Origin of the sequence: Virgibacillus sp. LDC-1 (assembly GCF_030137545.1) — a bacterium.
Classification (GTDB): Bacteria; Bacillota; Bacilli; order Bacillales; family Amphibacillaceae; genus LDC-1.
Map to the genome: position 1 here is coordinate 60908 of NZ_JARUVL010000007.1, position 15567 is coordinate 76474.

Annotated in this window: 15 protein-coding genes; 10 read left to right on the forward strand and 5 right to left on the reverse strand. The window is 38.9% G+C overall.

Annotated elements, in window-relative coordinates; translation table 11 throughout:
• Positions 1 to 10: 10 nt before the first annotated feature.
• The 4 genes from QBK89_RS08050 (at position 11) to QBK89_RS08065 (ending at position 5988) form a co-directional block, all read left to right on the forward strand.
• Positions 11 to 1042, forward strand: a complete 1032-nt coding sequence (locus tag QBK89_RS08050) for an aldose epimerase family protein (protein ID WP_284140526.1) — start codon at positions 11 to 13, stop codon at positions 1040 to 1042.
• Between the two features lie 476 nt (positions 1043 to 1518).
• Entirely contained in the window at positions 1519 to 2832 is a 1314-nt protein-coding gene (locus QBK89_RS08055) for a YeeE/YedE family protein (protein WP_284140527.1), read from the forward strand.
• A gap of 109 nt (positions 2833 to 2941) precedes the next feature.
• Complete coding sequence (locus QBK89_RS08060) at positions 2942 to 4636, forward strand: FAD-dependent oxidoreductase (protein WP_284140528.1); 1695 nt, start codon at positions 2942 to 2944, stop codon at positions 4634 to 4636.
• Between the two features lie 11 nt (positions 4637 to 4647).
• A complete protein-coding gene (locus tag QBK89_RS08065) occupies positions 4648 to 5988 on the forward strand; it encodes an APC family permease (RefSeq protein WP_284140529.1) in 1341 nt (446 codons plus the stop codon).
• Between the two features lie 109 nt (positions 5989 to 6097).
• Here the strand turns inward: QBK89_RS08065 and QBK89_RS08070 are convergent, their stop codons facing one another.
• Complete coding sequence (locus QBK89_RS08070; RefSeq protein WP_284140530.1) at positions 6098 to 6778, reverse strand: DUF421 domain-containing protein; 681 nt, start codon at positions 6776 to 6778, stop codon at positions 6098 to 6100.
• 211 nt (positions 6779 to 6989) lie between these two features.
• Between QBK89_RS08070 and QBK89_RS08075 the strand changes: the two genes are divergently transcribed.
• The 6 genes from QBK89_RS08075 (at position 6990) to QBK89_RS08100 (ending at position 11673) form a co-directional block, all read left to right on the forward strand.
• On the forward strand, positions 6990 to 7715 hold the full coding sequence (locus tag QBK89_RS08075; protein WP_284140531.1) for a GNAT family N-acetyltransferase: 726 nt from the start codon (positions 6990 to 6992) through the stop codon (positions 7713 to 7715).
• A gap of 336 nt (positions 7716 to 8051) precedes the next feature.
• Complete coding sequence (locus QBK89_RS08080) at positions 8052 to 9221, forward strand: ParM/StbA family protein (RefSeq protein WP_284140532.1); 1170 nt, start codon at positions 8052 to 8054, stop codon at positions 9219 to 9221.
• 9 nt (positions 9222 to 9230) lie between these two features.
• Positions 9231 to 9794, forward strand: coding sequence for a hypothetical protein (locus QBK89_RS08085; RefSeq protein ID WP_284140533.1), 564 nt, complete (start codon positions 9231 to 9233; stop codon positions 9792 to 9794).
• Positions 9795 to 10003: 209 nt separating this feature from the next.
• Positions 10004 to 10327, forward strand: coding sequence for a PadR family transcriptional regulator (locus QBK89_RS08090; RefSeq protein WP_284140534.1), 324 nt, complete (start codon positions 10004 to 10006; stop codon positions 10325 to 10327).
• Positions 10320 to 10880, forward strand: a complete 561-nt coding sequence (locus QBK89_RS08095; RefSeq protein WP_284140535.1) for an HAAS signaling domain-containing protein — start codon at positions 10320 to 10322, stop codon at positions 10878 to 10880. The genes QBK89_RS08090 and QBK89_RS08095 overlap by 8 nt, the downstream gene beginning before the upstream one ends.
• Positions 10873 to 11673 (forward strand): DUF4097 family beta strand repeat-containing protein, encoded by an 801-nt coding sequence (locus tag QBK89_RS08100; RefSeq protein WP_284140536.1) that lies wholly within the window; start codon positions 10873 to 10875, stop codon positions 11671 to 11673. Before QBK89_RS08095 ends, QBK89_RS08100 begins: the two co-directional genes overlap by 8 nt.
• 57 nt (positions 11674 to 11730) lie before the next feature.
• On the opposite strand, the gene QBK89_RS08105 is transcribed toward QBK89_RS08100, so the two are convergent.
• The 4 genes from QBK89_RS08105 to QBK89_RS08120 all read right to left on the reverse strand — a co-directional run bounded on the left by QBK89_RS08105 (position 11731) and on the right by QBK89_RS08120 (position 15541).
• Complete coding sequence (locus QBK89_RS08105; RefSeq protein WP_284140537.1) at positions 11731 to 12738, reverse strand: FecCD family ABC transporter permease; 1008 nt, start codon at positions 12736 to 12738, stop codon at positions 11731 to 11733.
• The gene (locus tag QBK89_RS08110; RefSeq protein ID WP_284140538.1) at positions 12735 to 13745 is read right to left on the reverse strand and encodes a FecCD family ABC transporter permease; all 1011 of its coding nucleotides are present in this window, start codon (positions 13743 to 13745) and stop codon (positions 12735 to 12737) included. The genes QBK89_RS08105 and QBK89_RS08110 overlap by 4 nt, the downstream gene beginning before the upstream one ends.
• Positions 13746 to 13813: 68 nt before the next feature.
• Entirely contained in the window at positions 13814 to 14746 is a 933-nt protein-coding gene (locus tag QBK89_RS08115; protein ID WP_284140539.1) for an iron-hydroxamate ABC transporter substrate-binding protein, read from the reverse strand.
• A 6-nt stretch (positions 14747 to 14752) separates the two neighbouring features.
• Positions 14753 to 15541 carry an ABC transporter ATP-binding protein gene (locus QBK89_RS08120; protein WP_284140540.1) on the reverse strand — a complete coding sequence of 263 codons (789 nt, stop codon included), beginning with the start codon at positions 15539 to 15541 and terminating at the stop codon, positions 14753 to 14755.
• Between the last annotated feature and the right edge of the window lie 26 nt (positions 15542 to 15567).

Sequence of the window (15567 nt, forward strand, 5' to 3'; positions counted from 1 at the left end):
AGGTATTACGGTGAAAATTACAATTAACAGCCTAGAAAATAAATGGAAGCAGTTTAATTTGGTTAATAGAAATGGAATGGTGGCAAGCATCTTAAATTATGGAGGTATTATTGCGAGGCTACTCGTTCCGGACAAGCAGGGCAATTTAGAAAACATTGTGCTTGGATATAAGAACCTGGCAGATTATAAGAATGATTCGAATTATTTTGGAGCAATTATAGGCAGAGTTGCAGGAAGAATCCAAGAGGCTTCCTTTCAGTTAGGAGCAAATTGCTATCAGTTAGAGGAAAATGAAGGACACCACCATCTACATAGTGCTAGTGTAGGATTTCATCAGGTTATCTGGGATGCACAAACGTTTCAAAGCGAAGATAGAATTGGTGTTCAACTTCAGCATGTAAGTCCGAACGGTGAAGGAGGATACCCAGGAAATGTAACGGTAAGGGTTACATATACTTTGAATAATTATAACCAATTATCAGTACATTACAGTGCTGTGAGTGATAAGTTGACAGTACTCACATTAACGAACCATTCATATTTTAATTTAAGTGGAAATCTAAAGGATACAATTTTGAACCATCGTATAACTATAAAAAGTCATCATATTCTAGAATTAGATAAAGCAAGTATACCTACAGGCCGCAAATTGCCTGTCAAGGGCACTCCATTTGACTTTTGTCAGGGAAGGCTTCTTCAGGATGGAATTCTTCATGGAAATGAACAAAATAAACGAGTTGGGAATGGATATGATCATTATTTTCTGTTCGATTGCTCTAAACAGAAGCAGGTGCTGCTATCAGAGGAAGCGAGTGGTCGAACGATGCAGATGGAGACAGACCAACCAGGTATGGTGATGTATACTGCAAATAACTTAGCAGGAGGTCATCCTTTACATGAAGGAGTTTCTAGAAAGTATATGGGTGTATGTTTGGAAACTCAAGCATCTCCAGTTTCTTTACATCATAATGGTTTTCCATCGATAACATTACAGCCAAACCAATACTATGATAAAAAAACAACCTTTAGCTTTAGCTGGTAAGAGTGCCAGTAGAGGAGATTGAAAAAGAAATACTGTACCTAATAAGTATATGTGCACTTTTAATAAGTTGTTGAGCAACGATCATTTTTGGTTGTTGCTTAACAGCTTTTTTAATTTTCTTCGCTTAAAACCACTTAAAATCACATGAATAAATAACCATATCTGTATATAAAATATCATGTCAGGAAATCATATTTTTCTAAGCAGTTAGCTTGACAATCCCCCTTTTAGAGCAATTTTTTGTTAGTTTTTACTAAGATAAATGACTACTAATTTCCAACAAACCTTTATTTTAAGAGGTTTTTGAAAGGTTTCTAATTACTTATTATATAAATATTATATCTCAGAAAGATTGTGAAGTATTGAACTTAATGTGAATGTTTAACGTAACATATTGCCTAACTTTGAGGGCGGATTTAATATAAATATGTGAAGTGTTTCACATAATAAATTACATGGTTTTGAAAGGAGTCATCATGATGGAAGCACAAGTGGAAAAACAACCTGTGATTCAAGGGCAAGGCTTAAGGAAGTTGAACATGGAGTATGTATTCGGTTTTATTGCTATTATTTTTGTTTTAATTTTAGGAAGTACATTATTAAAAACCGACATGCTATTTTTTAGACTTTTAGTCGGGGTAGGATTTGGGTATGCGCTATCTCGTGCTTATACAGGCTTTGCAGGTAGTATTAATCGTGCTTATACGACTGGTTCAACCAAATTGCTTCGAGCAATGGCTTTTATGTTCTTTTTTACTACATTATTAGTTACGACTTTCTTATTTAATGCAGACCCTACAAGTTATGACCTTTGGATTAATCCAATTAACGTAGGGTTGGTGCTTGGAGGATTACTTTTTGGTTTTGGTATGGCATTTTCATCATGCTGTGCATCTGGTGTATTAACCGATTTAGTAACCGGGTTGCCTCGAGCATTTATTACGCTTTTATTTTTCGGTTTTGGTATATTTATCGCATTTCCGATTCAACACACAGCAAGCTGGATTAACAATTCCCTCTTTACTACGGAGGTTGGCAGTAAATTACAAGGCGGTGTATACTTGCCGGACCTGTTTAAGTGGGACGGTCTAGGCGGATATTTAGGAGCCTTACTATTAACTGGATTGTTTTGTGGAATCGTTGTTTTCCTTGCATATCGCTATGAAAAAAGACGGAAAGAACAAAACACCTACCATGGCGTATTAACAGAGAATGTTCAGGATATGCAAGTGGATTTTGATAGCAAGGATTACAAGCTGCTTAGCTCAGCAACGTATAATCGTATGTTTGTGAAGCCTTGGACATTAAAACAAGGTGCGATTGTAATCAGTGTTCTATTTGTTCTGTTAATGGGTGTTACGAAGGCTGGGTGGGGAGCTTCTACACCTTATGGAATTTGGTTCGGAAAGCTTCTTATGGCATTTGGCGTTCCCGCAGAATCCATAGCATCCTTTACGCATATGTCTGCTGATCCGTATGTATTACCATTTTTCGAGCATGGGGTATCAGTACAGAATTTCGGAATTCTACTTGGAACCATTATCTTTTTATTAACAGCTGGTCAATTCAAAAAAGTCTTTCGTTCAGGCGTTCATATTCGCAGAAGAGAAATATTGCTATTTGCGCTTGGCGGAATCACAATGGGAGTAGGAACACGCTTAGCAAACGGATGTAATGTTGGGGCACTTTATACACCAATTGCGAACTTCTCGCTTTCTGGTTGGATATTCTTTATCTTCCTAGCATTAGGTGCGATTGTTGGTAATGCGGTTGCAAAACGATTGTTCTAAGATAAGTAAAAAGGAAAGTAGCTGGATAAAATAAGTGAAAAGCGGATCGTGTTTAAACAGCTTAGAAAAAAGACGGATGCAAATCAATGTGAAAAGAGGAGAAGAAGAGATGGGTAAACGTATTTTAATTGTTGGTGGCGTTGCTGGTGGTGCTTCTGTTGCAGCAAGAGCAAGAAGACTAGATGAACATGCCGAGGTGATCATGTTTGAGCGTGGACCACATGTTTCTTTTTCAAACTGTGCACTACCATTTCATTTAAGTGGCATTGTTGAAAACAGTGATGATCTCGTTTTAATGAATCCGAATCAATTTAAAAAGCAGTATAATATCGAAGCTAGAGTAAATAGTGAAGTATTAAAGGTGAATCGCGAAGAAAAGACGATTACCATAAAAAATCTTACTTCTGGTGAAGTTTATGATGAAGGCTATGATGAATTAGTGCTTTCTCCAGGGGCAAATCCAATTGTACCTCCATTAGAAGGAATTGAACGTTCGAATGTATTTACCGTCCGTAATGTCGTTGATATTGCGAAGCTAAATGCGTTTGTTCAACAAAAAGAAGTAAAAAACGTGGCGGTAATAGGTGGTGGTTTTATCGGTGTAGAAGTCGCGGAAAACCTACGTTTAGCTGACTACAATGTTTCTCTAGTGGAATTTAACAATCAAATCATGGCTCCATTTGATTATGATATGGCGCAAATTTTGCATAAAGAAATGATCGATAAAGGTGTACAGCTTATTTTAAGTAATGGTTTAGCAAAGGTTGGAGACGGTTATATCGAACTACAGTCTGGAAGAAAAGTCGATGCAGAAGCAGTAGTCATGGCTATTGGAGTAAAGCCTGAAACAACCTTGGCAACAGAAGCGGGGCTTGAAATCGGCACAACAGGTGGCATTAAGGTTGATCATAATTATCTTACAAGTGATCCCCATATTTATGCGGTTGGCGATGCGATTGAAGTGTTTCATCGTCTTACACATGAACCAACACGGCTTGCATTAGCGGGTCCTGCCCAGCGGCAGGCAAGAGCTGCGGCAGACCATATGTATGGCATTCCACATCGGAACACGGGAGTGATTGGTTCTTCTTGTATTCATGTGTTTGAGCAAAATGCGGCTGCTACTGGTTTAAATGAAAAAGATGCACAAAAAGCAGGTATTTCCTATGATTTTGTTTATGTGATTCCAGGTGACAAGGTTGGTCTAATGCCTGATAGTAACCCAATCCATTTTAAATTGCTTTATGAATACCCAACAGGAAGAATATTAGGTGCTCAAGCAATTGGAAAAGGAAATGTAGATAAGCGCGTAGATGTAATTGCAGCGATGATCACAATGGGCGGCACCTTAGAGGATTTGAAGGAATTAGAGCTTTGCTATTCTCCAATGTTTGGTACAGCAAAGGATGTTGTTAACTTCGCAGCACTTGTTTCCTTGAATATTTTAAATGGACAATTTAGGCAAGTTCCTGTATCAAAAGTACGAGAGCTCGTTGAAGGTAATGCGTTTATCATGGATGCACGTGAAAAGCATGAATATGAAGCAGGTCATTTAATCAATGCTGTCAATATTCCATTGAGTGAATTCAGAGAGAGATTAGATGAAATCCCACATGATCAGCCAGTGTATGTACATTGTCGTTCAGGTCAACGTAGCTACAATGCAGTAATGGCTTTACAGCATCTTGGGTATACAAATGTAATCAATATATCTGGTTCATATTTAGGGATTTGTCTCTACGAATACTTTAATGATCAAGTAACAGGCCGAGATAAAATTGTCACTGCGTATAACTTCAAATAAAAGTGGGCGTTATGGATAATAAATTAAGTCGTTACGATATATTAAGCTTAGTATTAGGCTCCATTATTGGTTGGGGATCCTTCACACTTCCAGGTGTGAAGTTTCTCCAGCAATCTGGTGTCATCAATACCGCAATTGGCCTGTTTATCGGTGGAGTAGCGATAATTTTTATTCAAAAAGGCTATCACATTATGATGCAGCACCATGGAGAAGATGGTGGGGAATTTTCCTATGCGTATAAAAATATGGGAAGACAGCACGGCTTCATCGTTGGCTGGTCCTTGATTTTATGTTATTTAAGTATCGTACCTCTTAATGCTACTGCCTTTGTATTAGTAATGAAAATATTGTTCGGATCAAAGGTGGAGTTTTTTTATCTTTATGAAGTAGCGGGTTACCCCGTCTATTTGTCTGATGTTTTGATTGCCAGTATCGTCATTATTTTATTTGCGCTGATTAACATTCGGGGACTTCGAAAAAGCTCGAATGTCCAAAATGTGATGGTGCTTTTCTTGCTTGTGAATGTAGTCATTGTCTTTATAGCTATGGGAATGAAAGCAGGGACAGCTACACTCGTAGAAAATTATGTGGTGAATTACCGCTTTAGCTTTGGGGAGGTCGCTAAGGTGCTCGCGATTGTTCCTTTTATTTTCGTTGGCTTTGATGTTATTCCACAGGTTGTCACAGATTTAAAGTTTAAACGAGAACAGGCAACAAGGGTAGCAGTGCTTGCTATTTTCTCCGGGATTATCGTCTATACGATGTTAAATATAATTACTGGCCTTGCATATGCACCAGAACAAGCAGGTGCGCAGGAATGGGCGCTTGGTTCGGCGGTTTTACATCATGTTGGCATGTTTGGGTTCTTGCTTTTGATTATTGCGCTAACAACGGCTGTTTCAGGCGGTATTAATGGATTTATGATTAGCAGTAGTAAATTGCTTTCTGCGCTTTCATCCTATGGGATGCTTCATGCGAAATATACGGTTAAAAATAAGCAAGGTGTCCACCATAAGAGCATCATATTTGTAACTATCATGAGCTTAATCGCGCCATGGTTCGGCCGAGAAGTGATCATTTATATTGTTGATATGTCATCCTTATTAGCGGCGATTGCTTATTTGTATGTTTGTTGGATTGGGTTTCAAAAGGCAGCACAAAAGCTGGACAAATATTTGTCGTTCGTTGGTGTGCTTATAAGTATTAGTTTTATTGGCTTATTGATCATCCCAGGCTCTCCAGGTCTTTTAAGTAGACCTTCCATAGTCTTTATGGCTATTTGGGGTGTCATCGGATTTCTCTATTATAAGCAGTATGTAAATAAAACGAGCTTTACCGAAAAAGATAATTGAACTAGAAACATGCCAGACTAATTTGTTGTATCAATAAATTAGCCTGGCACTTTAAGTTTGTACCTATTCTTCCCGCAGGGTTTCCATGCAGTTTCCTTCGTTCGTGTATTTACGTATAGCGAACGATATAGAGACCATCTGTTTCTAACCACTCGGCAAAAAAGACATCACGTTCCGTAGCAATTCCATGAGCGAACAACTGATTTTTTAACCATGCATGGTTCTTGTTCATTTCATTTAAATTATCTTCCATTACTTGGCCGTCGCGAATGAGCGTTATAGGTAAGTGGGCAGGCTTTGTTAGCATATCAAGTTCTCCTACAGTAGGCGATTGATAGGATGCTTTTTTCAAAATGCTAATTGTACCGTTTGGCTCAATGAATGCATAGGCCACTTCACGAAGAGAAAAAATCCCGTCTTGGCGCAGCTGACTTTGTAGCTGATTAAGGTTCATGCGGCTTTTCTTCATTTGCTGATAATTAATCCTTCCCTCTCTAATTATCATTTTCGGTTTTCCTTCAAATAGGGTGCGTAAGAATAAAGACTTTTGGGCAATCCATTCCATAATAAAAAGCAAAATCCCCCATAAAAAAACGGTCGTAATCACATGCCATACAGATACACTTTTTTCATAGACGGCATTTCCGAGTAATTCTCCCAAGACAACCGCTGAAATAAAATGAAAAGGGGTTATTTTATCAATGAGCTTTCCGCCAAGTATTCTGACAGATAAATAAAGTATAAAAAATCCCATGATTAGCTTAACGGATGTGAAATACGCAAACTCCATATATAACTCCTCCGAATCTAGCATGATAGCTTACTAGAATATTCTCCAGTTCAGCAGAATTATATACATGAACAAAGATGAAAGGGATTACGGTCAATGATACAATAGCAATAGAAAAAAGTGACTACGATTGCTTTCGTTTTCGACTTCTATCAACCTTATCTGCTAGCTATGTGAGGAGAATCTTGATTGAATGGAATTGGGGGATAGCATGCATTTATATCAAATTATTAAAAACGAACCAGCTTATTGGCTTGTCGATCAGGTGAAAGTGAAGGGTACAGAACTTCTTGAATATCGAGTTCAGCTTGAAAGACTACTGACTGCTTGGGAATCGAAGCGGGTTAGTTATCTATCATTACTAATGGATGAAGGAATAGAAGGCTGGCTTGTGGAGCAAGGATTTCACAAGGTGTCTAGCATTGTAGAATATACACGTTCGCTTGCTAAGCTTCCTCCTTTAGATGAAGCTATTCAGTGTCAATCTTTAGCAGGTGGAGCGATAAGCGATCTTCAGTTTCAAGATTTATATGCTAAATGCCGTTCAGGGTCAGCCAATAAAAACAAGCAACAGCCAATGGATGAGGTTATGAAGTCGTTAGAAAGCGAACTTGGAAGGGATTGGCGTTCCTACTGTTACTATTTTTTACGCGCGGGAACTAAGGAACCGCTCGGAATCAGTATCCCACATATCGAAGCAGATACAGTAGAGGAAGGCCGATTATTTTATTTTGGTGTTCTTCCAGAGGTACGCGGACAAGGATTAGGTACGAGGCTACATACGCATGCTTTACACCTATTAAAAAAAGAAGTAGGAGCGTCCTACTATGTTGGAAGCACGGATAAGCATAATACGGGTATGATTCGCATCTTTGAAAAAAATGGATGCCATTTACGCGATCAAAAGGGTATTTATCGGATTGATAGAAACAACTAGAAATAATTTAAAGGATGATGGAAAAGTATGCCATCATCTTTTTTGTTTGTTTACGATTTTGTTTGCTTGTTTACGTTTTGTAGACAAAAGTACACAAAAATGTTTACAAGTTTACAAATGCGTTTACTTATTGAAATGGCAGATGTTTTGAGTGGCAACGTTCATTGTTTACGCAATTGTTTACAAAATAAGTACAGTTTACAGATTGTTTACAGCATTACAGTTATATTTAATTTTGCGCTAGTGTATTGAATGAGGTGTACATGCCCTATACGCTTAATATAAGCACATACGTTATTTATCGTGCTTATTTATTAGTAAAGGAATGATGGATGGATGACAAATACACGACTAGCAGCAATTGATGTTGGAAATGATTCCGTAAAGGCGATATTTGGAGAGATGGATTATGAAGTTAACATCCCGAATATTATGGCACATGACATCGAAGACCGTCCGGTAATCGGGATTGAAGAGTTAAATAGTAAAAATCCGTTGGAGGGTATTCACGTTCGTGTGCATTCTCCGGCATTAAAAGAAAATACCGCCATTTACCGCGTTGGCTCGTTAGCGGCAAAAAGCAGTAATGCGACAGAGCTTGACCCTGGAAGTAGTAAGGCGGATGAAGATCAAACGCTTGTGATGTTATTTACGACTCTAGCGTTAGATGCAGTGCGAGAAGAAAATAAAGCAATTTTTCCACAAAAGAAAAATAGTATTGACGCTACATACATGCTAGGTACAGGCTTGCCGCTTAGAGAAGCGAAGGAGGGTAAGGATGCAGGATACCGTTCAAAGCTATTAGGGTCTGTGCACCAGATTGAATTTTTAGTGACTCCCAAATACCAAGGTATGAAAGTAAACCTGCAATTTAAAGATGTAAAAGTATATCCCGAGGGATTTGCGGCATTTATTAATCTCGTGATGGATAATGACTTGAAAATCATTAACAAGGAATTAATTGATAAGCGGATTATTATTCAAGATATTGGTGGGCTTTCAACGGATATCGCGGTAATTAAGAATCGAACCGTTGATGATGATAAAGCACAAGGCTATAATCTCGGTGTATCGGAGTCACTAGAGGCAATACGTGATGAAATATTGTCAAAGCACGGGGTAGAGTTAGATAGTAGAAAAGATGTCGTTGATATTATTACGCGAAAAAAGGACCGAAACCATATTATGGTGAAGGGCAGCCGTACAAGTGTGCATGATATTACCGATCGTATACTATTAGAGCTTGCAAAGCGGCAGTATCGCTTGCTTCGTAATACATGGCAGAAAAATTCACAAACTGAAATTTGCTACTTTGTTGGTGGTGGATCCAATGTATTAAAGGAATATTTAAAAACAATGAATAACAATCTTGATGGATATAATATCGACTTTTTTGAGGATGAAAAGGAAAGTATTTGGATGATGGCAAATGCGTATTATAAGCTGATCAAGGATTTTGCTACAAAACAGGAAAAAAAGGCAGCTAAGGAAACTGCGAAGAAATAAGGTGATGCTATGACGAATCGTTCGACAAGGATACAGCGCGGTCAGGCGATTTCCTTTCGTGTTCCCTCCAATACGCCAGATCATCTGCTAAAGCATTTACAGCATTTAAAAGAAACAGAGCGGCGCAATTTCTCTAGTAAAATTGCTGATTATGTTTTACAAGGTGTGGGGAATGCGTATGCAAAGGAACGGGAATCAATTACAATCCCACTTCCGAATAAGCTAACCAAGGCTCAGCGAGATTGGTTAAAGCATGAGCATTCCGAGGCATTGCTTGGGAGCATCGTTTATCATCTGCTTTCTGATCCAGTGCGAGCTACCGCGTTATTAGCGGGGCTAAATAGCCGTGCGCTAGATATAGATGAGGCGCTTTTTTTACAGGAAAAGGAGCTGGGGCAAAGGGAGGATTCTTTAGCCGATGAAAAAAGGAGTCAGCCCGCTTTTTCTGAAGGAAGCGAACATGCGGATGTTGAAGCATTTACATTAGACAAAGCAATGGAGCCACAGGAAGAAGATACGGAAGAAGAGCTTGAAGATTTACTTGGAGATTTTTTAGCTGAAATGAATAAATAGCCGGTGCCTAAAACAATAGGAATAAGCTGTTCATGTATTGGAAAAGAAACATTTCCGCATGAACAGCTTTTTTAAAATAACATGGTTGAAAAAAATATTATTTAGTACCTTGCAATGAATAGTAGTGTGTGGTAATGTTTAGGTAGCGAGGTATTATTTTTATTAAGGTACTGTGTAATATATAGTAGTGAAAGAGGTGTTGAAGAGCGATGAATATTCAGTTTAAAAAAGGCGTGCTCGAAATATGTGTGCTTGCTTTACTTGATAAAAAGGATAGGTATGGCTATGAGCTTGTTCAGAAAATTTCTGATCGAATTGCCATTTCAGAAGGCTCGGTGTATCCATTATTAAGAAGATTAGCAAAGGAGAAGTATTTTACAACGTATTTAAAGGAATCGACAGAAGGTCCTTCACGAAAATATTATCGTCTCACAGAAGACGGTAGAAAATATTTATACCAGCTCATTGACGAGTGGCATGAATTTACTAAGGGAGTTAATCAAATTATTGAGGAGGGTGTTACGGATGAATAAACAACAGTTTATTAATAAATTAACCGAATCGTTACAACGTTTACCAGCAAATGATCGAACTGATATTGTTCATGATTTTGAGGAGCATTTTGAATTTGGCTTGCAGGAAGGAAAAAGTGAGGAAGAAATTGCAGCTTCTCTTGGTTCTCCTGCACAGATTTCCAAAGAACTGCTTGCTTCCTACCATCTCGATCAAGTGGATGAGAAGACTTCCGCTGGAAATATGTTTCGTGCAGTATGGGCAGTGCTTGGTCTAGGGTTTTTTAATTTAGTTATCGTACTTGGTCCATTTATTGCTTTAGTTGGTGTGCTTGTAGGCGGATGGGTATCTGGACTTGCTTTTATCGCCTCGCCTCTGCTTCTCGCATTGGATACGCTACTACATCCACAATCATTTAATTGGTTTAACCTGTTTGTTGCCATTGGATTAACAGGTCTAGGTCTGCTTGTTGTCATTGCCATGATGTATGTGACACAGTTTTTTATGAAAGGATTTGTTCGTTATCTACACTTTAATGTGCGATTTGTGAAGGGGGGCTTAAAGGATGCGTAATGTAAAGAAACTCGTTATAGTAGCAATCATTTTTATTATCGTTGGAACAGTCGGCAGCATCGTCACATTTGGTAGCAGAGATACTGGAGAAAAGGTGGCAACAGAAAAGTTTGTTGATGCAACAAACGTTACTAGGATTTCGATTGAGGGGGATAATGAGACCGTTCGAATTTCACCAACAAAAGAAAAAGAAATCCGTATTACATGGACTGGAACGGCAAAAAAGAACGCCGATCGTACAATGCAGGTAGAGTTAGATGGAGAGAATTTAAAGATCCAAACAAAGCAACGCCAGTTTTTCCAGTTTTTTGATTTCAATTTTCATTCGATGATATTACATGTCTATTTGCCTGAAAAGGAATATCAGGCATTGTCAGCCGATTTGGATAATGGAAAAATACAAGCAAGCAACTTAGTTGTTAAGGACATGGAAGTTGAAACGAGCAATGGTCAAATTGAATTGAATAAGCTGGAGACAGAAAAGTTAGCAGCGAAGACGAATAACGGTCGAATTCAATTAGATGAAGTGAGTGGAGAGCTAATTGGAGAGGCGGATAACGGCTCCATATATTTAGAAACGGATGATTTAGACCGTCCAATTGCACTTGAAACAAATAATGGAAAAATCAAAATCAAGGCAGCAAGTGAGCCGGAAAACGCAACGTTTGCTGTAAGTGTTTCCAATGGAAAGGTGAATATTTTTAACAAATATAGTGAGAATGCTGTATTTGGAAATGGTGACAATTTAATTCAGCTGTCTACAGATAATGGCAAGATTGATGTAACTAAATAAGTGTCTTGAAGTACAATTATAAAAGCTCCCAGCACAGTAAATTGTGTGGGAGCTTATTTATTTGCGAAGTAACAAATAGATGAAGTATGGAGCACCAATAATAGAAATCATAATCCCTGCTGGAATTCCATCTGGACTCGCAATGTTGCGTCCGACTAAATCGGCAACTAATAATAGCCAGCCCCCGATTAAAATTGCGACAGGGAGATATTGCTGTGTTCGCGTTCCTACTAATGCTTTCGCAATATGTGGCGCCATTAATCCAACAAAGGAAATTCCTCCTGTAACCGAGACCGTAGCAGCTGCTAATGCGACAGCGACAATTAGTAAGCTTCTTCTTTCACGTTCTATCGAAACACCAACGCCAATGGCTACAGGTTCACTTAATCCAAGCAGATTGAGACGATTTGCTTTAAACAATGTATATGGAATAAGAAGCACAAGCCATGGCAGCAATGCCCATATAAATGGCCAATCGGTTCCCCAAATACTTCCTGCTAACCACTTAGAAATAAAGGCTACCTTTTCACGCTCTGTAGTAGAAATGAGCATAATCATGACGCCAGATAGCGCTAAAGAGAGTCCGACCCCAGTTAATACAAACCGAATCGGTGCTAATCCTACATGCTTTTGATAGGAAAAAATATAAATAAACGTAGCGGTTAGTATCGCACCTAAAAAAGCAACAAGTGGTAGCCAATAGATAAAGGATCCAGCTTCAATGGGAAAATATAAAAAGAAAAGCGAAATGGCCACACCTGCTCCAGCATTTATTCCGATAATGCCAGGGTCGGCTAAATCATTGCGTGTAATACCTTGCAGAATAGAGCCAGATAAGGCAAGTGCCATTCCTGCAAGTAATGTAATAATCATTCGAGGTAACCGAATGGAGAATAATACAAACTCCTCTTTAAATGACCCACTTCCAAGTATGGTCGGTATTATGCGATCATAGGAAAGCGGAAAAGCTCCAAGTCCAATGCTAATTACACTCGTAGCAATGATAAGTAAGAGAAGGCAAACAACGATCATACGTTGTTTTTTTCTTAATGTAGCATGTATCATGAGAATGCTTTGCCTCCTTTATGAATGATAAATAGAAAGAAAGGAAGCCCCATGATCGATATAATTGCTGCGATCGGTGTTTCATAAGGCGGATTAATGTTTCTTCCAATCGTATCCGCAAGCAGCATAAAAATAGCTCCTGTTATCGTTGAAATCGGAATAATATAACGGTAATCGGTCCCAACAATTCCACGAACAATATGGGGAACCATTAAACCTACAAAAGCAATGTTTCCAACTAAAGCAACAGCGGCACCAGCAAGAAAGGTAGTAATAACAAATAATATCATTTTGATTTGTGTTGTTTTTTGTCCTAAACCAACTGCTACTTCTTCGCTTAAGCTTAATATCGTTAATTGCTTGGAAAAAAGCAGCGCTAGACCGATACCAATTACGATAAAGGGTACAATGAGTTGCAGCTGCTCCCAAGTCGTTCCAATCAGCCCTCCAGCTGTCCACATGGAAACATCCTTTGAAAGATGAAAATAGATGCCAATTCCTTCAGTTACAGCAAGAAGAAATGCAGATATTGCAGCACCTGCTAATACAATCCGAAAAGGAGAAAAGCCTCCTCTTTTTAACGATGCGATGCCAAAAACAAGGCCAGCTGCAAGTGCGGCACCGATAAAACAAGCAATCATAATTCCAAAATAATTTAGATTTGGTAGCCATGCTAATGTAATGGCTAGTGCGGCATTTGCTCCAGCTGTAAGCCCAAGTAGACCTGGATCTGCTAACGGGTTTCGAGTCATTCCTTGCATAATCGCACCGGATACAGATAGAGCCGCTCCGACAAATATTGCTGCGACTTCACGTGGCATTCGAATTTCACGTAAGATTGCTACCTTTTCTCCTGTTCCTGTAGAAGTGAATGCTTGCCATACATCCCGCCATGTCATGTCAGCGGCTCCAAATAACATGGATAATATAAACGCTCCGATTAATAAAACGAGCGCTGTAATTATTTGATAGGTAAATCGTATCGGTTGTCGTTGTTCCTTTTTCATCGTGCATCGCTCATCTTTCATTTAAGATGGAGAGGGAGTCGTTATAACTCTCCTCTCTATCGAATGGTTTATTCTCCTAGAAATTTCTCCGTGAAGAATTCAAGCTGGAAATCTAATGTAATTGGATCATTAAAATAAAACGCTTTACCATCTACTTCAAAAACTCTCCCATTTTTAACGGCTGGGATGTTTTTGTAAGTCTCTGTTTCTTGGAAGGAGTTGTCCTGCTCACTGTTCTTACTGAATACCATATAGTCGCCAGCATATTCTGGCACAACCTCTGGTGATAACGCGAAGTATCCGTCCTTTAAAGCATCTTCTTTTACTTTTTCAGGCATTTTTAAACCCATTTCCTGATAAAGGATTTCCGTGCCACGTCCCCAATTATCTCCATACACATAGAGCTGTTTATCAAAAAGCTCAATGACGGAGATCGTTGTGTTTTCACCAATTTTTGCTTTGATTTTTTCTCCTGCTTCCTGTGCGCGCTTCTTAAAATCAGCAATCCATGCTTTTGCTTGCTTTTCTTTATTTAACAGCTTGCCAACTTCAAGGTATTGGGTTAGGTAATCGACTTTTCCATACGTATATGTAACAGTAGGAGCAATTTCCTTTAATTTATCAAGGTTTTTGCTGTCTGGAGTAGCGATAATTAAATCCGGGTTAAGCTCAAGAATTTGTTCTAAGCTTTCTTCTGATACTTCTTCTGCATCTTGCAAATACGGTTCATAACGAGGATTGGCGTTTGACCAGCTGTCAATTCCCACAATGTTGACATCGGATGCCATGACACTTCCAGCTATAAATGATGATAGAACAACGACACGCTCTGGGTTTGCGGGAACTTCGATAGGACCAGTCTCGGATTCGTAAACGATCGTTTCTTGAGCATCTCCTGCTTCGGTAGCTTTCTTATCTGTATCTTTATTCTCCTGCGCACTGTTACATGCAGTGATAAAGGTTAATGTAATGATTGCGATAAACAACACTATTTTTCTCATTAAATGTCACTTCCTTATTAAATTATAGGTGATGCACATTGGTTTATTCGTTCGTGGATCACGACCGATTTCCGCATCTATTTGAAATACACGTTGAAGTACATCCTGCTGTATGACGTCTTCACATGTTCCGACCTTGGCAATTTTGCCATCCTTTAATGCAATAATATAATCTGCGAATCGGGCGGCCTGATTTAAATCATGCAAGACCATAATGATGGTTCGTTGGGCTTCTTTGTTCAGCTGTTGTAATAGCTCTAATACCTCAAGCTGATGTGCCATATCTAAATAGGTCGTAGGTTCATCCAAAAAGATGATGTCTGTTTCTTGAGCAAGTGCCATGGCAATCCATGCACGCTGCCGCTGCCCGCCAGATAACGCATCAACAGACCGATATTTAAATGGAGTTGTACCAGTTACATCAAGAGCCCAGTTAATCACCTCATAATCTTTTTTCGTTAATCTACCAAATCCTTTTTGATATGGGAAGCGACCATAGGATACAAGCTCGCCAACAGTTAGGCCTTGCGTGCTTTCTGGAGTTTGGGGAAGCATGGCAATTTTTTGAGCTAAAGCCTTTGTATTTTCCTTTAAAATGCTTTTCCCATCTAGAATAACCGTACCAGCTTGCTGGGGGATAACGCGTGTCATTGCTTTAAGCAAAGTTGATTTTCCACACCCATTAGAGCCGATAATGGCAGTTATTTTTTGATCTGGAATGGTGATGCTGATGTCATGGATGATGTTGTTTTCCCCATAACCTACGTGTAAAGCCTCTGTATAGAACCGATCCATAAGCAATCCTCCAACATATAAAAATA

What these genes read in the sequence shown, in the direction of transcription:
- QBK89_RS08055 (WP_284140527.1), top strand. Translation starts at nt 1,519, where the DNA reads ATGATGGAAGCACAAGTGGAAAAACAACCTGTGATTCAAGGGCAAGGC.
- QBK89_RS08060 (WP_284140528.1), top strand. Translation starts at nt 2,942, where the DNA reads ATGGGTAAACGTATTTTAATTGTTGGTGGCGTTGCTGGTGGTGCTTCT.
- QBK89_RS08065 (WP_284140529.1), top strand. Translation starts at nt 4,648, where the DNA reads ATGGATAATAAATTAAGTCGTTACGATATATTAAGCTTAGTATTAGGC.
- QBK89_RS08070 (WP_284140530.1), bottom strand. Translation starts at nt 6,778, where the DNA reads ATGGAGTTTGCGTATTTCACATCCGTTAAGCTAATCATGGGATTTTTT.
- QBK89_RS08075 (WP_284140531.1), top strand. Translation starts at nt 6,990, where the DNA reads ATGCATTTATATCAAATTATTAAAAACGAACCAGCTTATTGGCTTGTC.
- QBK89_RS08080 (WP_284140532.1), top strand. Translation starts at nt 8,052, where the DNA reads ATGACAAATACACGACTAGCAGCAATTGATGTTGGAAATGATTCCGTA.
- QBK89_RS08085 (WP_284140533.1), top strand. Translation starts at nt 9,231, where the DNA reads ATGACGAATCGTTCGACAAGGATACAGCGCGGTCAGGCGATTTCCTTT.
- QBK89_RS08090 (WP_284140534.1), top strand. Translation starts at nt 10,004, where the DNA reads ATGAATATTCAGTTTAAAAAAGGCGTGCTCGAAATATGTGTGCTTGCT.
- QBK89_RS08095 (WP_284140535.1), top strand. Translation starts at nt 10,320, where the DNA reads ATGAATAAACAACAGTTTATTAATAAATTAACCGAATCGTTACAACGT.
- QBK89_RS08100 (WP_284140536.1), top strand. Translation starts at nt 10,873, where the DNA reads ATGCGTAATGTAAAGAAACTCGTTATAGTAGCAATCATTTTTATTATC.
- QBK89_RS08105 (WP_284140537.1), bottom strand. Translation starts at nt 12,738, where the DNA reads ATGATACATGCTACATTAAGAAAAAAACAACGTATGATCGTTGTTTGC.
- QBK89_RS08110 (WP_284140538.1), bottom strand. Translation starts at nt 13,745, where the DNA reads ATGAAAAAGGAACAACGACAACCGATACGATTTACCTATCAAATAATT.
- QBK89_RS08115 (WP_284140539.1), bottom strand. Translation starts at nt 14,746, where the DNA reads ATGAGAAAAATAGTGTTGTTTATCGCAATCATTACATTAACCTTTATC.
- QBK89_RS08120 (WP_284140540.1), bottom strand. Translation starts at nt 15,541, where the DNA reads ATGGATCGGTTCTATACAGAGGCTTTACACGTAGGTTATGGGGAAAAC.